Raw genomic sequence first — 14,941 nt, forward strand, 5'->3', positions numbered from 1 at the left:
GTCACCCGCTGTGTGGCAGTGGGTTCAGGAACCCAGGCACTCCACACGGCTGTGGAAGCCCTCGGTCTGGGGCCCGGCGACGAGGTAATCACCTCTCCCTATACAGACCCCGGTACCATTGCCGCCATCCTGTCGGCCAGGGCACTGCCCGTGCTTGCTGACATCGACCGCTATTCATTCCAGGTAGACCCCGACGATGTGGAACGCAGGATTACAAAAAATACCAAAGCCATTATGCCGGTGCACATGATGGGGCAACCTGCCGATTTGGACCGCTTCCTGCAAATTGCCCGTAAGTACAACCTCTTTCTCATTGAAGATGCCTGCCAGGCACACTTTGCAAAGTTCCGCGGTAAAATGCTTGGCTCAATTGGCGACATCGGATGTTTCAGCCACCAGTCCTCCAAAGTAATCTCATGTGGTGAAGGGGGCAGTATCATAAGCAACAATGCGGAGTTAATGGAGCAATGCTACACGGTACAAAACCACGGAACATCCAAATTTGGCCGCACCGAAACCATCGGCCCAAAATACCGGATGAACGAATTTGAAGGGGCTATTTTACTGGGGCAACTTCCCACCGCCATGGAACGCCATGCTGTGCGGAACAAAAATGCGCAGTACCTCACTTCCAAAATCAAAGACATTCCGGGAATCACCCCGCAAAAGCTCTACGATGGCACCGAAGAAGGCTCTTTCTACCTGTACACCATGAACTACAACAAGGAAGAATACAACGGGGTACCCCGGGAAAAGTACCTGAAAGCACTGGCTGCCGAAGGGGTCGGGTTAAGTCCTTACATTAAAAATGGCCTGCACAAAGAGCCGTGGGTGGACAATATCATGGGCAGGAAAGAGTACCAGCAAATGTACGGAAAAAACAGGCTTGAGGAATTTAAACAAGACATGGCCTGTCCTGTGTGCGACCTGGTTTGCGACGAAGAAATGGTGATGTTGTGGGCTTCCGGGCCACTGCTTGGAACAACGGACGATATGGACGATGTGATCAACGCCCTGGCTAAAGTATATGAAAACCGCGACCAGCTTAAATCCATTTAATTTTTTTTACGATGAAAAATGTCCTTCGCATTATCTTTCTGTACTTCTTTTTTGCAGGACTGTCTTTTTCTTTTTTTTCGGATATTACAAAAGTGGCTGCCCAGAACGGGCAGCCACCTGTTCTATTATCAACTTTTGATGTAGACGCCACACCTCCAGTGGGGAGCCAGCTCACTTACGGCCCCATGATAAAATCATGGGATCTGGGCTTACGGGCCCGCGGAATTGTTCTTCAGGGGGCTGGCAAACCGATTGTGCTATGCTCTGTTGACTGGATTGGAATAGCCAACGGCGGGCAGGATGCTTTTAAAGAAGCATTGGCCGAAGCTGCCGGTACCACACCCGACAGGGTTGCAGTGCACACCATTCATCAGCACGATGCCCCGATTTGCGATTTTACGGCGGAAGAAATCCTGAAGAAGGAAGGAATTTCGCCTGGTTGTTTTGAGGGCAGTTTTGCCCGTGAGTTGATTCAGAACCTGAGTAAAGCAATACAAAAATCGCTTGATGATTCCCGGCCTGTCTCGCATATTAGCTATGGAGAAGCGCCGGTTTACAAAGTAGCTTCGAACCGAAGGATTCTGAACAACGAGGGAAAGGTAGGCTCGTCCCGGGGATCTTCCTGCAAAGATTCCTTTTTGATAGCGCAACCTGAAGGGATTATTGATTCAATGGTTTCGGTTATCGGCTTCTGGGAAGAGGAAACTCCGGTGGCCCTCTTAAGTTTTTACGCCACCCACCCGCAAAGTTACTATTTAACGCAGGTAGCTAACCCGGACTTCCCCGGGCTTGCCCGGTTTTACCGCCAGTTGGAAATGCCCGGTGCCTTGCACGTTCATTTTAACGGGGCAGGAGGGAACGTTGCTGCCGGCAAATATAACGACGGGTCGAAGGAGAATCGTAGGATATTGGCTGAAAGACTGGCTGACGGCATGAAACGTGCCTGGGAGGACAGTAAAAAGATGAAGATTACGCCCAAACAGGTACAATGGAATACTCAGGCTGTTGACCTGCCTCCCGCCTTAAATATACTGGAGGAGATTGAAGCAAAAATGGGAGATGAGGATTTACCCTTCAATTACCTCCCTAACAATATGGGGAAACTTGCCTGGATAAAAAGATACCAGGCCGGAAAGAAAATAGAGCTTAACTGTTTAAGGCTGGGAAAAACAAGGCTTCTTTTTATGCCGGGCGAACTTTTTGTGGAATATCAACTGGCAGCAAAAGCCATGCGTCCTGATTTATTTGTTACAATGGCAGGCTATGGAGATTACGGACCATTTTATATCGGGACAAAAGCAGCTTATAAACAGGGAGGATACGAAATTGAAACAAGTCCGGTAACAGACAAAGCGGAGGATATCATGATGGAGGGTATGCACAAACTTTTAAATGCCAATCCTTAATAAATTACGGAAAGACGAACTTTCCTAATTATTACCCTGGAAGGGACGTGATTTTTCCCGGATTGGAATTCCATTAAAAATTCATGTCCTCTCCAGTTTAAAAAACTCACTTAAAATCTTTTGGTGGTCAAATGCCATTTCAGGAAGGTCATCCAAAGAAAACCAGGCTGCACGGGCTGCATCGTCGCCGCCCGTTACCTTTTCTTTTTCAGATAGCTCAACAGAAAAAACCACAGAAATAGTACGATGTCGGGGATCGCGGTCAACGGCATCAAAAGTTTTGAATTGTTTCATTCTGTCCACTTTCAGTCCGGTCTCTTCCAGAAGTTCGCGTTTGCAGGCCGTTTCCAAAAGCTCGTCCATATCCACAAATCCTCCGGGCAAAGCCCATTTCTCTTTAAACGGTTCCTGCCCGCGTTGAATCAGCAGTACCCAAACCAAATTGTTTTCTTTTACATAAACAAGAGCATCTACGGTCAGTGCCGGACGCGGATATTTGTAAGTATACATTTTATACCTTATGAATGATTATCTGCTCATAGCCACCGGCTATATTTCCTGTTGTATTCATATGCCGGGCGGTTGAATTATTTTGCGCGATGTACCAATTGACTATTGTCAGCTAATTTCTCCTTCCCTTTTAATCTCTCCTCCCCGTTTTCCAGTATTTCACAATAAGAAAGATCACAAAAATGAGGATGAGTAAATAGATGAACAATTCAATCTGTTTCATTGGTGCCGATTATTTTCTTCATTACACGCATTTTATGGGTATAACGTTTCAAATCTACATTAAAAATTCCGAATTGATCCACATTATCTATGCGTACCTTTCCGGATGCATGGATAATTTTATTGCGTTGCCAGATAATACCCACATGCACAATATTGCCCTCTTCATCGTCGAAAAATGCCAGATCTCCGGGTTCCGTTTCGTCTACAAAACTCAAGGCCACTCCCATTTTAACCTGCTCGCCGGCATCGCGCGGAATACGCATCCCAATCATTTTGTAAATAATCTGCGTAAAACCACTGCAATCAATTCCGAAAGGGGACCGACCTCCCCAAAGATAGGGGGCGTTAAAATATTTTAATGCCTGTTTTATTACTACCTCCCGTGGATTTTTTTGCACTCCGTAATAAACCTCCCCCTCCGATTTATAGGTATCCTTATCCACTGAAAATTCTTTCAGGTAGGGTCTCCAGACAGGCAGTGTACTACCGGCTACCAACACAAGGTTTTGTTCGTCGTTTACCGGTATCAGACTGATAATATCGCCTGTTACCGCATATGGCCGCTTTTCCAGCTTATTTATTGTCCGCACATTAACAGGCGTTATCATCTTACTGTCTATCCATCCTTCGTAGCCATCCCAGGCAAGTCTCACGTGGCACCAGCCCACCATTTCTTCAAAAATTTCAAAATGTTCTCCAAAAAGCACCTGGGTTACCATTTCGCTCTTTTCAGACGGTTCTTTTCTCACAGGAATAAGGCTCAAACCGGAAATACCGTAGTCCATTCAAATATTTTCTTAATTTTATTTCGAAAAATCAAATCGCGTTCAATTCGCGCGATTCAACACAAATCTATAAAAAAAACAGTGCGTGTTGAACAGGATAAATTTTTATTTGTAATTTTTGTGTACGAAACCGGTTGGACATAAAATCCACATAAGAAAACGACATACGATGGATACTTTTTTAATGAAACTGAAAAACTACACCCGCACATTTTACTGGCTTTTCGTATTCCTCTTTACATCAGTGCTTCTATTCCTCGTAATGCCGGGTGAACCGCGGTTTAAGTACGAATACCAGAAAGGGTTTCCATGGAACCACGAAAACCTGGTAGCCCCTTTTGATTTTGCCATCCTGAAGACACCTGCGGAGATCGAAAAAGAAAAAACAGAACAACTGGAATCAGTAATACCCTATTTTTCGTTTGACACAACCCTGGTCAATCAAAAACTAAATCTGCTTAAATCCGACTGGCAGGCAATGACCGATTCAATGGAAAATCCGCAGCCGGAGATTTTTACAGAGGCTGAATCAGCAATCCGCGACATATACAAAATTGGCATCCTGGCCCGCTCGGCAGAAACCTACCCGGAACTTACCGGAAAAGAAGAGCTGAAAAAAAGAGCCGGAAACACGGTGTCGAAAATTCAAACAGAAAAGATCTATTCCGAAAAATCGGCTTACAACGAACTGAACAATACATTTCGTGAGCTGGCTGGGAAATACCCCGGAGCAAAAGACCTGCTTTTGAAGTTAAAGCCTGAAAAATTCATTGTATCCAACCTGTCGTATGACAGCGGAACGACTCAAAAGGAAAAGGATGAAGCAGTAAAAAACATTTCCGCTACCCGCGGAATGCTGCAAACCGGCGAACGTATTATCCTTGAAGGTGAAATAGTGAACGATGAAAAATTTCAAATACTGGAATCACTGAAAGCCAGTTACGAATCGGAACGGGGAGAAGGAATCGATCGCTATATTGTCTCATTTGGGAAAGGCACATTAACTGTCATTTTTATGGTTTTGCTTTTCACATTTCTCTATATATACCGTTTCGATATTCTAAACCGGTTTAGTAAACTATCTTTTTTGCTGTTGTTCCTGGTTAGTATAATTTTCCTCTCCATTTTTATCGACTCTTTTCCTAATCTGCACATCTACCTTGTACCATTTGCTATTTTCCCCATTGTTGTGCGTACTTTTTTCGATTCGCGTACAGCTATTTTCACTATGATCATAGCCTCACTCATCACCGGTTTTTTTGCCCCCAACAACTATGAATTTGTGCTTCTCCAGGTAACGGCGGGAGTGGTGGCCGTATTCAGCCTGAACAAAATGCACCGGCGCGGACATTTGATTATGGCTGCCATTTGGGTGCTACTAACCTATTCATTGGTTTATATTTCCCTGGAGCTGGTTCATGAAGGCGATTTCCTTTCGGTAAACTATAAAACAATGCAATGGTTCGTACTCAGCAGCATACTCATTCTGCTGGTTTATCCGTTGGTGTTCATTTTTGAAAAAATTTTCGGGTTTGTTTCCGATGTTACCCTTATTGAACTCTCCGACACCAATCAGCCGCTACTGCGTAAACTGGCTGAAGAGGCACCAGGCACGTTTCAACACTCCATGCAGATTGCCAATCTTGCCGAGGAAATTATCCTGAAAATAGGAGGTAATCCTTTTCTGGTTCGTGCCGGGGCCTTGTACCACGACATAGGAAAAATCGCCCGGCCCGAATTTTTTATTGAAAACCAGGCAGTAGGCATCAATCCGCACGACAAAATGGATCATCTCAAAAGTGCGGAGATAATAATCAACCATGTAAAAAACGGCGTCAGGATGGCCAAAAGACACAAGCTGCCCGAAGCGCTGGTAGAATTTATCGCTACCCACCATGGCACTACCAAGGCCCAGTATTTCTACCTGAAACACCAGGAAGAAAATCCGGACACAAAAGTGGATGAAGCATCATTCATTTACCCCGGCCCTCTTCCCCGGACAAAAGAAGCTGCTGTGGTTATGATAGTAGACGGGATTGAAGCCGCCTCGCGGAGCCTGCCGGAAAAAACACTTGAAAACTTAAAAGGGCTTACCGACAAAATGATCGATCAAAAAATAAGGGATAAACAACTGGAACAATCAGATTTAACCTTTCGCGATATTAAAATCATAAAAGAAACGTTACTAAATAAACTGGTAAACATTTATCATGTTAGAATAGAATATCCGAAAGAGCAGGAAAGCAACACAATGGAAAAGAAATAAAGCAATCTTGTTTTAGATGAAAGATGATATGAAGGTGAGAAGAAACATAAAAAAGCAACTGACGAAAATTGTCTTTCTGATATTCTCAATTATCATTGCAACAGGATGTAGTGAACACCCACTCCCTATTCCCGATCCACACAAACAAAAAGTTCCGCCCCTCACCCGGAAGGTTAATGCCTTCATTGAAAGTGCAATGAACGATATTTACCTGTGGTACAAAGAAGTACCCAATATTGACATTCGTTACGAACGCGATCCGAAAGCCTATTTCAATAAACTTCTGTACGAAGAAGACAAGTGGTCTTATATAACCGACGATATTGACGCTCTTGAAAAAAGTTTTGAAGGTGTGGAAACAACATATGGTTATTCACTGACCTTTGGCCGGTTTAAAAATACCGGAGATATTTTTGCCATTGTTGAATATGTTTATCCCGACACACCTGCTTCCGAAGCAGGACTGGAACGGGGAAATATTATTGTACTGATGAACAATGCAGACATTTCCGACGAAAATTACACCGACTTACTTTATGCAGAAAGTCTGAACATTACTCTGGGGATTCTGGGTGAAGGGGGCATTTCTGTTGATCCTAATTCTACGGTTAGTATGACGGCAAGGGAAATGAACCTCGATCCAGTATTTATTACCGATGTGCTGGAACACGGAGGGCACAAAATAGGTTACCTTTTTTACGCCCAATACATTGAGAATTTTAATCCCCGCCTCAACGAGGCATTCCAGTATTTTAAGAATGAACAAATTACCGATCTGGTCATTGACTTGCGATACAACCTGGGTGGAGGAACAGCTGCCGCCAGCTACCTTTGCAGTTTAGTTGCTCCGCTGAATGTGGTGAATGAAGAAGAAACCCTGGTAACACTTCAATGGAACGATAAATACCAACAGCATTGGGAGTCAATCAATGACACGAGAAATTTGAAAATCACATTTACAAAAAATCCGACTGCTAAATTAGGGCTGAATAAACTGCACATTCTTACCGGAGCCAGCACGGCATCAGCTTCGGAACTGACAATTACCGGTTTAAGGCCATATATGGAGGTGATAACCGTTGGAGAAAAGACGTATGGCAAATACACCGGCTCCATTACCCTGAAGCCTGAATATTTCTATAAGGATTCCGCTTATTACGAGGATTTTGACAATTGGGGAATTCAGCCCATTGTGTTGAAATATGCCAACTCACTGGGTGAAACCGATTTTAAAAACGGTTTTTCGCCAGACATTCCGGTTGAAGACGACCTTTTTTCAGGCATCCCTTTGGGAAACATGCAGGACCCGCTTTTAAAAGCCGCTGTGGAAGATATTACGGGAACAGAAATAATAGCCATGAAAAAAGCAAGCATGACCATCCCATATACAATTTTCGATCGGGGATTTTCGAAATTTGATGCCAACAAACGGGAGGTGCTGTTCGAGCAAGCAGACACCGGCAATCTCGTTAAAGAGAAAAAATGATCCCCGGTAATCCGGCACTAAGTAAATTTATAAAAGAATAATCAGACCTTACGCTTTTCCTATTCCCGGCTCACAGAGCCCAAGCCTTCGATCTCCTGGGTTACTTCAGGATTCCCCCTGTATTTCACTTTCCCTGCCCCGTTAATCCGGGCGTAAAGGGTTTCGGTTGCAAAAACCCTACCCGTACCTACTCCTTCAATTTTAAAATCGACATCTCTTGCCTTTAATTCACCGGCATTGATATGACCGGCTCCTGCGAGCCGCACATCCAACGACTCGGCTACTCCACTGAGTTCACACAGCACACCGCCTTTGTTTTCAACATCTACACGGCGGGCTTTCACCTTTAAATCAACTTTGGCCCCACCTTCGAGAAGCAACGTTAAATCGTCCAGATCAAGGTATCCATGTGTATCCAGCCGAATGCCTCCGAATATATGAAGATATTCGAGGTTTTCGAATGTAACAAGCAGGGTTATTTTGGTTAAATCGAAAGGCTTACGATCCACATGCAAATGAAGTAATCCGTCATTATTGGTTACCTCCAGATAATCGAAAGCCCTACCATCGGAAGCCTCCACCACCAGTGAGCTTTGTCTTCCCTGTATGAGCTGCACACTAAAAGCTCCCTCCAGAAATAGGTGGTTAAACTCACCTGTTTCGTAAGTTTTCGATTCCCTTCCACTATTTTGCCCCCTAGCTTCAAAAGAAAAAACAACACTTACTAAAAACAGTAACGTAAAAATGAGACGGCCGCTCTTTGGAAATTTTTGGTACATCATTTAGCTACAACTTTATGATTCAATAAAAGAACAAATTTAAACAGAACTGTAAAAAATGTTGAGGTAATTTCGACAAACAGTATTATTGAAAAGGTAAAACACCTAAACACCTACTCCTTCAACCGGAAAATAAAAACCAAACCATACGCCAAAAGCAGGTAAAGTGCTGTAGCAATAAAAACATCCATAAAAATAAACTGAGGAAGAGCCAAGAAATACTTTACAGCATATCCTAACGAAAGAATGGCGAGTACGGAAAGCAAACGCGCTGCAAGAAGCGAAAATTTTCGCATTAAAGAGAATGCAAGGCCCATCCAGCAAACACCGAAAGCCAGCAGTAAAATTCCCTCCGAAGTAAAACCGGCATTCATGCGCAAAAAACTCCAAGCAGTGGGAAACGCACCGGCAATAAGTAATCCGCGGGAAATACTTTTTCGTATTTTATCTCGGTTAGCACCGCTTTCAATTTCAGGAAAAAGCTTCCTTCTTAATGGCTTTATGCTGAATTCCTGGCCCCTCAAATCTTCCTCAGAACGGATAATTCCTCTTTCCAAAGCTTTACGAATGGCTACCCTGACAGCTTCAGGCTGGTAATGATTCCGTTTTTTCAACACACCTGCCAGTTGTTCGTCATCGAGCTCCTCCATGGCCTTTTCAAAGTCTGTTATTTTATCTTCAGTTTTTGATTTTCCGGGCATTTTACGATACTTTTAGATTTTCAAACAAATAAAAAAGAAATAATCATATTAAAAGAATTGTAATAACTTAAAATACAGAAATCCATGTATAATTTTGAATACAGAAATCCCGTAAAAATTATTTTCGGAAAAGGAAGTATCCCCAAAGTTGCCGATGAAATTCCTGAAAACGCAAAGATTTTGATGACGTATGGCGGAGGTAGTATCAAGCGCACCGGTGTTTACGATCAGGTGAAGAATGCATTGAAAAACTTTGACCTGTTTGAGTTTGGGGGTATTGAGCCTAATCCACATTACGAAACCTGTATGAAAGCTGTGGAGCTTATAAAAAATGAAAAAATAGATTTTCTGCTGGCAGTTGGTGGCGGTTCGGTGATTGATGCCACAAAATTTATTGCCGCCGGAGCATTATACCCGGGCAAAGATCCGTGGGATTTTTTTGTTCAGAGATATATCATAGAACCAGATAAAGCCATTCCGTTCGGAGCGGTTCTCACCCTTCCGGCGACCGGTTCTGAAATGAATGGTAATGCAGTAATTACCCGTATTTCGACACAGGAGAAACTGGCTTTTGGTTCGCCGAAAGTATTGCCTCAGTTTTCAATACTCGATCCGGAATGTGTTTTTACGCTTCCTGACAGACAGGTAGCCAACGGAATTGTAGATGCCTTCGTGCATGTAATGGAACAATACCTGACATTCCCGGTAAACTCCCCACTGCAGGATCGGTTTGCCGAAGGAATTCTTTTAACCCTTGTAGAAGAAGGGCCTAAAGTAATTGCCAACCGAAACGATTACGAGGCGGCAGCAAACTTTATGTGGAGCGCTACCCTGGCATTAAACGGACTGATTGCTACCGGCGTACCACAGGATTGGGGCACACACATGATTGGACATGAACTAACTGCCTACCACGGAATTGACCACGCCCGGACACTTGCCATTGTATTGCCCGGAATAATGCAGATTAAACGCCAAAGCAAAAAGGAAAAAATTCTGCAATACGGAGAACGTATCTGGGGAATCACAGAAGGAACAGACGACGAACGAATCGATAAAACCATTGCAAAAACGGTTGATTTTTTTGAATCAATGGGAGTTCCATGTACTTTACCGGAATACGACGTACCGGTAGAAACCATAGCGAAAATTAAAGAACGGTTCAAAGAGAGGGAAAGCAAACTGGGAGAGAATAAAGATATCGGGTATCAGGAAGTGGAAGCAATCCTGAAAAGCCGGTTGTGATCGAACAGCTATTTCACACTAAAATTTCGTTGGGCTTTTTCTCATGAGCCGCCCCCCGGGGGGAACAAAGAAAACCATCCTCTGTAAGCGGATAGGAATTTGCTTCCCCTTGGAATTTTGGGGTAAAAACAAGTTAATAAATATTTTTGTTTTATATTTACAAAATATAAATATAAAATATAATGAATAATGTCAGTATTCACCAGCACTTTGCCTGATGAGCTTTTACAAAAGCTCAATGAGATGGCTGCAAAAATGGCCATGCCAAAGAATAAAATTATTGAAAAAGCGCTTAGGATTTACCTTGATCAATTAACACGTGCCGAATACATCAAATCCTACCGGCAGGCAGGACAAGATACTGAAATTATGCAAATTGCGGAAGAAGGCATGGAAGACTATCTAAAGCAACTGGGAGAATGAAGCAATGTGAAATCTGGTATGCCGATCTCAATCCTGTTAAAGGAAGTGAACAAGAGGGATATCGCCCGGTAGTGATCATCAGCGGGAATGTTGTAAATACCCTTCTAAATGTTGTTATTGCCTGCCCATTGACAACAAAAATAAAAGAGTACAAAGGGAATATTGTTTTGGATCCGGACCCTGAAAATGGCCTGGCGCGAAAATCGGAAATTTTGATTTTCCATGTCCGCTCCATTTCAAAAGAAAGGCTGGTAAAAAAAATGGGAACTATCACTCCCCAACAGTTGGAAAAACTGAAACAGGGATTGAACGATATTTTAAAATATTGAATTACCAAAAATCTACCGGCAATCAGGTTACTTACCAACGAGCAATCGCACCGTGATTGGGAGAGGAAAGGTACCGGGTCGCTCCTCTCCGATTATTGGCGTCTATACCGGGCTACGTTTGATGCGACTTAATGTAACGATGAATCAGTTCATCATACTTTTTTCGGAGGCGCTGCACGACGTAATTTTGCGGATCAAACTTCCATTCACCAATTTGCGAAACCGGCAAAATTTTAGGTGAAGTTCCGGTAATAAATGCCGCCTGAAATCCGGGTAAATCCTGCAGCAGGATTTCCTTTTCGTCCATCATAATATTTTCTTCCCCGGCCAGTTGAATGGTCTTCTGACGCGTAATTCCCAACAGCACCTCTTTTCCGGGAGGAGTTACCAATCGTCCTTCACCGACGAAAAATATATTACTCCGGCTTCCCTCAGTTACATGATCGCAGTTGTCGACCAGTAAAACCTCATAAAAACCCTTCTCTTCCATTAATTTATCTGCTCTCTGCCTAACCGGGGTCTGAAATACTTTGGCATTTGGGTTTTGGCGTTCCCCTTTTAAAATACCACAGGGTATTCCAGCAACATACCACTTTTCATCAGGATATTTATGCGGAATAAAAAAAGCTTTCAGGTTTGTTTTACACGAGAGTAAAATGTTTCCTTCCAAAATACTGTTTTCCCGGATCAATGCGGAAAGAAAACCGGCAATCTCTGATTCCGAAAACCGGATAGCCTTCCCGGCAAGGGAAGCCGACCCGAAAAAACGATTCAGGTGTTCCTTTAAAAACAACGGCACCCCCTGCGAAACACGCAGTACTTCGTAAACGCCCCCGGTATTCTCCGATGCCCTGAACTCTGTATTTGATACGATTTTACCATTGTAGATAAAATACTGATGTAACGGATAATGGCTCATTTCAGATTTTTAAATTACTGATATGCCTATTTTTTTAATAAACATCATCCAACAAAACTACAAAATGATGTATTCAAAAATTGTATTTTAGCAAAAAAGCAGGTGATGAATGCAAATGAAAAAATACCGGGAATCGATCCGCCTGTTGTCTTCAATCCTTATAAACACCATCTCGGCTTTCTAAAAACCCGAATTGAAAAATGGCGTCAACAGGAATGGGCCGATATAGAAAAAGAACTACTGAACATCGGGAATAATCTCATCGACCTTTATTGTGGAGAACTTACAGTAGATGAAATTAGCCGTCAGTGCCTTACTTTTGCAGAAAATAACCATATCACATCGCCGGAAGAACTCGCCAGTTGGTTAAAACCCATGAAATTCAGAAAAACAGAGCTTTCTGACAAATCATCCTGGGTTATAAAACAAGGGATGGATACCTGTCGTTTTTTACATATTCATCCCGGAAAATATTCACCGTTTACCTTGCGTGTAAGGGGAACCACGCTAAAAACAGTAGTGGCGCTAAAAGTTTTTAAAATTCAGGGAAAAGGGTCAGGAGAAATCCTTGGTATAGTAAACAAAATACGTATAAAAAATCTCGGCTTGTCGCCAGTTAAAACCTTGGAGAAAGGAAAAGGAATCGACCGGCTATGGAACATTTTTAATTCACCGTGAACGAACCATTGCCTTGCAATACTTCTGAAAGCCTGTTCTTATAACTCCGGCCAACCGGAAGTTTCCTTCCGGCAATTTCAATACTATTGGTAGTAAAAGCCTCCATTTTATTCAAAGAAACAATATACGATTTGTGAATACGCATAAAATCGTTGTCAAAGAGCTTTTCTTCCATACTGGTCATACTGGCTTTTGTAACAATATTCTTTCTGCTGGTATAAATTTTCACATACTCGCTTAGTCCTTCGATATATAAAATATCTCTTAAGGGTAACTTTAAAACCTTCTTATTTTCTTTTACAAAAATAAAAGCTCCACCTACGGTACAGCACGCTGTCTGACGACCTGAAACAGATTCGTGCTGCTGAGAAATTTTTAAATATTTATTGACTGCCCTTATAAATCGCTCAAAAGTGATGGGTTTGAGTAGGTAATCAACCACATCCAGCTCAAAACCTTCCAGAGCATACTCTGTATAAGCTGTGGTAATAATCACTTGTGGCGGATGTTTCAGGCTTTTGAGAAACTCAATACCGGTCATTTGCGGCATTTGAATATCCAAAAACATAATGTCAACCTTTTGGGAACGCAAAACATCAAGTGCTTTAATGGGATCACTGCACTCGGCAACAACATCAAAACCACCCCGTTTCCCAAGGTAATTACTTAGTAGTTTACATGCAAGAGGCTCATCATCTACAATGAGGCATTTTTTTTTCATCTGAAAAAATTAATATTTCTATTCATTTGGGGAAATTAATACCTTTTTGTCAGCTTTTAATACATTTTAAAAAAAATATTACAAAAAAAAAACAAAAAAGCCCTTACCATAGGTAAAGGCTCTTTTCCCATTTCTATAAAAAATTGCTATTTATTGCTGGTTTTATAATTTCCTTAATTATCCTCTAAATTCTAAAGTTGGCTGTGATATTGTTCGTCAACTAAAGAAGGGAAATAGCAGGCTATCAGCCCCAATAGCTCTTCATCTGTTTTGTTTTGCCGGCTAATAATACGCTGCGAATAAAAACTTGTTTTATCAAGTTTTAAATTACACTCCTTTTCCGGTAATTCCCGGTATTCATGATTCATCTTTTTGACTCCAAAAACCCCTTTTTCACAGCTGTACTGTACTTCAAACTCATTTGTTCTAACAAGAAAAGTAATACAATTCATTTCTTTAATAACTCCGATACGTACCGGACTTGCTGCGTTTTCATATTCCACTTCGTAAGTTTTTACCGTTTGGTTATCAATCATCATCGGGACTTCTGCCTCCATAATGACATATTTCCCGAATCCGGTGAACGAATTACCCGTTAGTGCCTGACCGTCTTTTGCTTGTGTTGAAACTGCTGCACACAACAGTAAAACACAGATACTCAAAAAATACATTTTCGCTTTCATTGTAGTTATTGTTTTTAATTTTCCATTCTAACCAAATTTAAACAACTTACTGAACAACAACAATTTAATTCAACGACCAGCAAAGAAATGCTTACGAATAACCCAATATCTATGGTGAACTCCATAATCTATCATAGGCCAAATCCCCTGAATCTTCTTAAAAGAAAGAAACAAAATTCTGATTCTCCCGATAATTATTATTTTTACCCTAATGACTATTTAACGAACCGACTGAAAATAGGGATACTCCGATACCGAAAGGTAATCCTAAAAACAATGATTACTATACTAGCCTTTGGGAATAACAACAAAAAACTAAACGAACTGAAAAACATCGTATTAAATGCTTTCCCCAACTCACAAATTGAAGGGACAAACGAAAAGGAAGGATTCCATGTTGCCATGTATAAAAGCCCGGATATTATCCTGATGGACATTCCCCTTCTTCCCCCCCCGGCAGCCTGGAACTATGCAGGAATGTAAAGCAAAATACCGTCACTGAGAATATTCCTGTTATACTAATCGCACCACACACCTACGACGAAGAAACGGCCCGCAAAATAATAGAATCTGACGCCGATGCATTATTGACAAAACCAGGGTCACTTTGAAAATCCGGTGGAGTAAAAAAGTAATCACGCTTAACCTTCAATATTCATTTAACTTTTTTTCTACCTTAAAATTCTCCCAAAACTAACTTTGAAGGTGTGATCAGATCTCCCGCAA

Annotated in this window: 16 protein-coding genes; 9 read left to right on the forward strand and 7 right to left on the reverse strand. The window is 42.1% G+C overall.

Going from position 1 to position 14,941, the window contains the following annotated elements:
- Together D1164_RS23020 and D1164_RS23025 are read left to right on the forward strand one after the other, a co-directional pair.
- Window positions 1-1,059: DegT/DnrJ/EryC1/StrS family aminotransferase (locus tag D1164_RS23020; protein WP_147372274.1), on the forward strand; the 1,059-nt coding region annotated here is incomplete at its 5' end.
- A gap of 11 nt (window positions 1,060-1,070) precedes the next feature.
- On the forward strand, window positions 1,071-2,465 hold the full coding sequence (locus D1164_RS23025; protein ID WP_206611099.1) for a hypothetical protein: 1,395 nt from the start codon (window positions 1,071-1,073) through the stop codon (window positions 2,463-2,465).
- Window positions 2,466-2,546: 81 nt separating this feature from the next.
- On the opposite strand, the gene D1164_RS23030 is transcribed toward D1164_RS23025, so the two are convergent.
- Both D1164_RS23030 and D1164_RS23035 read right to left on the reverse strand, forming a co-directional pair.
- A complete protein-coding gene (locus tag D1164_RS23030; protein WP_119352265.1) occupies window positions 2,547-2,975 on the reverse strand; it encodes an NUDIX domain-containing protein in 429 nt (142 codons plus the stop codon).
- 209 nt (window positions 2,976-3,184) lie between these two features.
- Window positions 3,185-3,985, reverse strand: a complete 801-nt coding sequence (locus tag D1164_RS23035; protein WP_119352266.1) for a C40 family peptidase — start codon at window positions 3,983-3,985, stop codon at window positions 3,185-3,187.
- A 169-nt stretch (window positions 3,986-4,154) separates the two neighbouring features.
- Here D1164_RS23035 and D1164_RS23040 point away from each other — a divergent pair, with 169 nt between their 5' ends.
- Both D1164_RS23040 and D1164_RS23045 read left to right on the forward strand, forming a co-directional pair.
- Window positions 4,155-6,251, forward strand: coding sequence for an HD family phosphohydrolase (locus tag D1164_RS23040; protein ID WP_119352267.1), 2,097 nt, complete (start codon window positions 4,155-4,157; stop codon window positions 6,249-6,251).
- Window positions 6,252-6,279: 28 nt separating this feature from the next.
- The gene (locus D1164_RS23045; RefSeq protein ID WP_172594608.1) at window positions 6,280-7,737 is read left to right on the forward strand and encodes a S41 family peptidase; all 1,458 of its coding nucleotides are present in this window, start codon (window positions 6,280-6,282) and stop codon (window positions 7,735-7,737) included.
- A 59-nt stretch (window positions 7,738-7,796) separates the two neighbouring features.
- On the opposite strand, the gene D1164_RS23050 is transcribed toward D1164_RS23045, so the two are convergent.
- Window positions 7,797-8,519 carry a head GIN domain-containing protein gene (locus D1164_RS23050; protein ID WP_119352269.1) on the reverse strand — a complete coding sequence of 241 codons (723 nt, stop codon included), beginning with the start codon at window positions 8,517-8,519 and terminating at the stop codon, window positions 7,797-7,799.
- A gap of 110 nt (window positions 8,520-8,629) precedes the next feature.
- The gene (locus D1164_RS23055) at window positions 8,630-9,217 is read right to left on the reverse strand and encodes a hypothetical protein (RefSeq protein ID WP_119352270.1); all 588 of its coding nucleotides are present in this window, start codon (window positions 9,215-9,217) and stop codon (window positions 8,630-8,632) included.
- An 84-nt stretch (window positions 9,218-9,301) separates the two neighbouring features.
- Here D1164_RS23055 and D1164_RS23060 point away from each other — a divergent pair, with 84 nt between their 5' ends.
- From D1164_RS23060 to D1164_RS23070, 3 genes are all read left to right on the forward strand, one after another.
- The gene (locus D1164_RS23060) at window positions 9,302-10,462 is read left to right on the forward strand and encodes an iron-containing alcohol dehydrogenase (RefSeq protein WP_119352271.1); all 1,161 of its coding nucleotides are present in this window, start codon (window positions 9,302-9,304) and stop codon (window positions 10,460-10,462) included.
- 189 nt (window positions 10,463-10,651) lie between these two features.
- The gene (locus tag D1164_RS23065) at window positions 10,652-10,885 is read left to right on the forward strand and encodes a ribbon-helix-helix domain-containing protein (protein ID WP_119352272.1); all 234 of its coding nucleotides are present in this window, start codon (window positions 10,652-10,654) and stop codon (window positions 10,883-10,885) included.
- Complete coding sequence (locus D1164_RS23070; protein WP_119352273.1) at window positions 10,882-11,214, forward strand: type II toxin-antitoxin system PemK/MazF family toxin; 333 nt, start codon at window positions 10,882-10,884, stop codon at window positions 11,212-11,214. The genes D1164_RS23065 and D1164_RS23070 overlap by 4 nt, the downstream gene beginning before the upstream one ends.
- 112 nt (window positions 11,215-11,326) lie before the next feature.
- Here the strand turns inward: D1164_RS23070 and D1164_RS23075 are convergent, their stop codons facing one another.
- Window positions 11,327-12,133 (reverse strand): aminotransferase class IV, encoded by an 807-nt coding sequence (locus D1164_RS23075; RefSeq protein WP_119352274.1) that lies wholly within the window; start codon window positions 12,131-12,133, stop codon window positions 11,327-11,329.
- 105 nt (window positions 12,134-12,238) lie between these two features.
- On the opposite strand from D1164_RS23075, the gene D1164_RS23080 reads away from it, so the two are divergent.
- The gene (locus D1164_RS23080) at window positions 12,239-12,811 is read left to right on the forward strand and encodes a hypothetical protein (protein WP_119352275.1); all 573 of its coding nucleotides are present in this window, start codon (window positions 12,239-12,241) and stop codon (window positions 12,809-12,811) included.
- Here the strand turns inward: D1164_RS23080 and D1164_RS23085 are convergent.
- Window positions 12,798-13,532: a LytR/AlgR family response regulator transcription factor gene (locus D1164_RS23085; protein ID WP_119352276.1), complete on the reverse strand. Its 735-nt coding sequence runs from the start codon at window positions 13,530-13,532 to the stop codon at window positions 12,798-12,800. The genes D1164_RS23080 and D1164_RS23085 overlap by 14 nt on opposite strands.
- Before the next feature lie 191 nt (window positions 13,533-13,723).
- Window positions 13,724-14,215: a hypothetical protein gene (locus D1164_RS23090; protein WP_119352277.1), complete on the reverse strand. Its 492-nt coding sequence runs from the start codon at window positions 14,213-14,215 to the stop codon at window positions 13,724-13,726.
- Between the two features lie 276 nt (window positions 14,216-14,491).
- Here D1164_RS23090 and D1164_RS23680 point away from each other — a divergent pair, with 276 nt between their 5' ends.
- Window positions 14,492-14,698 (forward strand): response regulator, encoded by a 207-nt coding sequence (locus tag D1164_RS23680; RefSeq protein WP_147372275.1) that lies wholly within the window; start codon window positions 14,492-14,494, stop codon window positions 14,696-14,698.
- The last annotated feature ends 243 nt before the right edge of the window (window positions 14,699-14,941 follow it).

The sequence above is a fragment of the Mariniphaga sediminis genome, from assembly GCF_003573545.1.
Classification (GTDB): domain Bacteria; phylum Bacteroidota; class Bacteroidia; order Bacteroidales; family Prolixibacteraceae; genus Mariniphaga; species Mariniphaga sediminis.

Coding starts and splice junctions, on each gene's coding strand:
- D1164_RS23025 (WP_206611099.1), top strand. CDS start 1,071: ATGAAAAATGTCCTTCGCATTATCTTTCTGTACTTCTTTTTTGCAGGA.
- D1164_RS23030 (WP_119352265.1), bottom strand. CDS start 2,975: ATGTATACTTACAAATATCCGCGTCCGGCACTGACCGTAGATGCTCTT.
- D1164_RS23035 (WP_119352266.1), bottom strand. CDS start 3,985: ATGGACTACGGTATTTCCGGTTTGAGCCTTATTCCTGTGAGAAAAGAA.
- D1164_RS23040 (WP_119352267.1), top strand. CDS start 4,155: ATGGATACTTTTTTAATGAAACTGAAAAACTACACCCGCACATTTTAC.
- D1164_RS23045 (WP_172594608.1), top strand. CDS start 6,280: ATGAAGGTGAGAAGAAACATAAAAAAGCAACTGACGAAAATTGTCTTT.
- D1164_RS23050 (WP_119352269.1), bottom strand. CDS start 8,519: ATGATGTACCAAAAATTTCCAAAGAGCGGCCGTCTCATTTTTACGTTA.
- D1164_RS23055 (WP_119352270.1), bottom strand. CDS start 9,217: ATGCCCGGAAAATCAAAAACTGAAGATAAAATAACAGACTTTGAAAAG.
- D1164_RS23060 (WP_119352271.1), top strand. CDS start 9,302: ATGTATAATTTTGAATACAGAAATCCCGTAAAAATTATTTTCGGAAAA.
- D1164_RS23065 (WP_119352272.1), top strand. CDS start 10,652: ATGTCAGTATTCACCAGCACTTTGCCTGATGAGCTTTTACAAAAGCTC.
- D1164_RS23070 (WP_119352273.1), top strand. CDS start 10,882: ATGAAGCAATGTGAAATCTGGTATGCCGATCTCAATCCTGTTAAAGGA.
- D1164_RS23075 (WP_119352274.1), bottom strand. CDS start 12,133: ATGAGCCATTATCCGTTACATCAGTATTTTATCTACAATGGTAAAATC.
- D1164_RS23080 (WP_119352275.1), top strand. CDS start 12,239: ATGAATGCAAATGAAAAAATACCGGGAATCGATCCGCCTGTTGTCTTC.
- D1164_RS23085 (WP_119352276.1), bottom strand. CDS start 13,532: ATGAAAAAAAAATGCCTCATTGTAGATGATGAGCCTCTTGCATGTAAA.
- D1164_RS23090 (WP_119352277.1), bottom strand. CDS start 14,215: ATGAAAGCGAAAATGTATTTTTTGAGTATCTGTGTTTTACTGTTGTGT.
- D1164_RS23680 (WP_147372275.1), top strand. CDS start 14,492: ATGATTACTATACTAGCCTTTGGGAATAACAACAAAAAACTAAACGAA.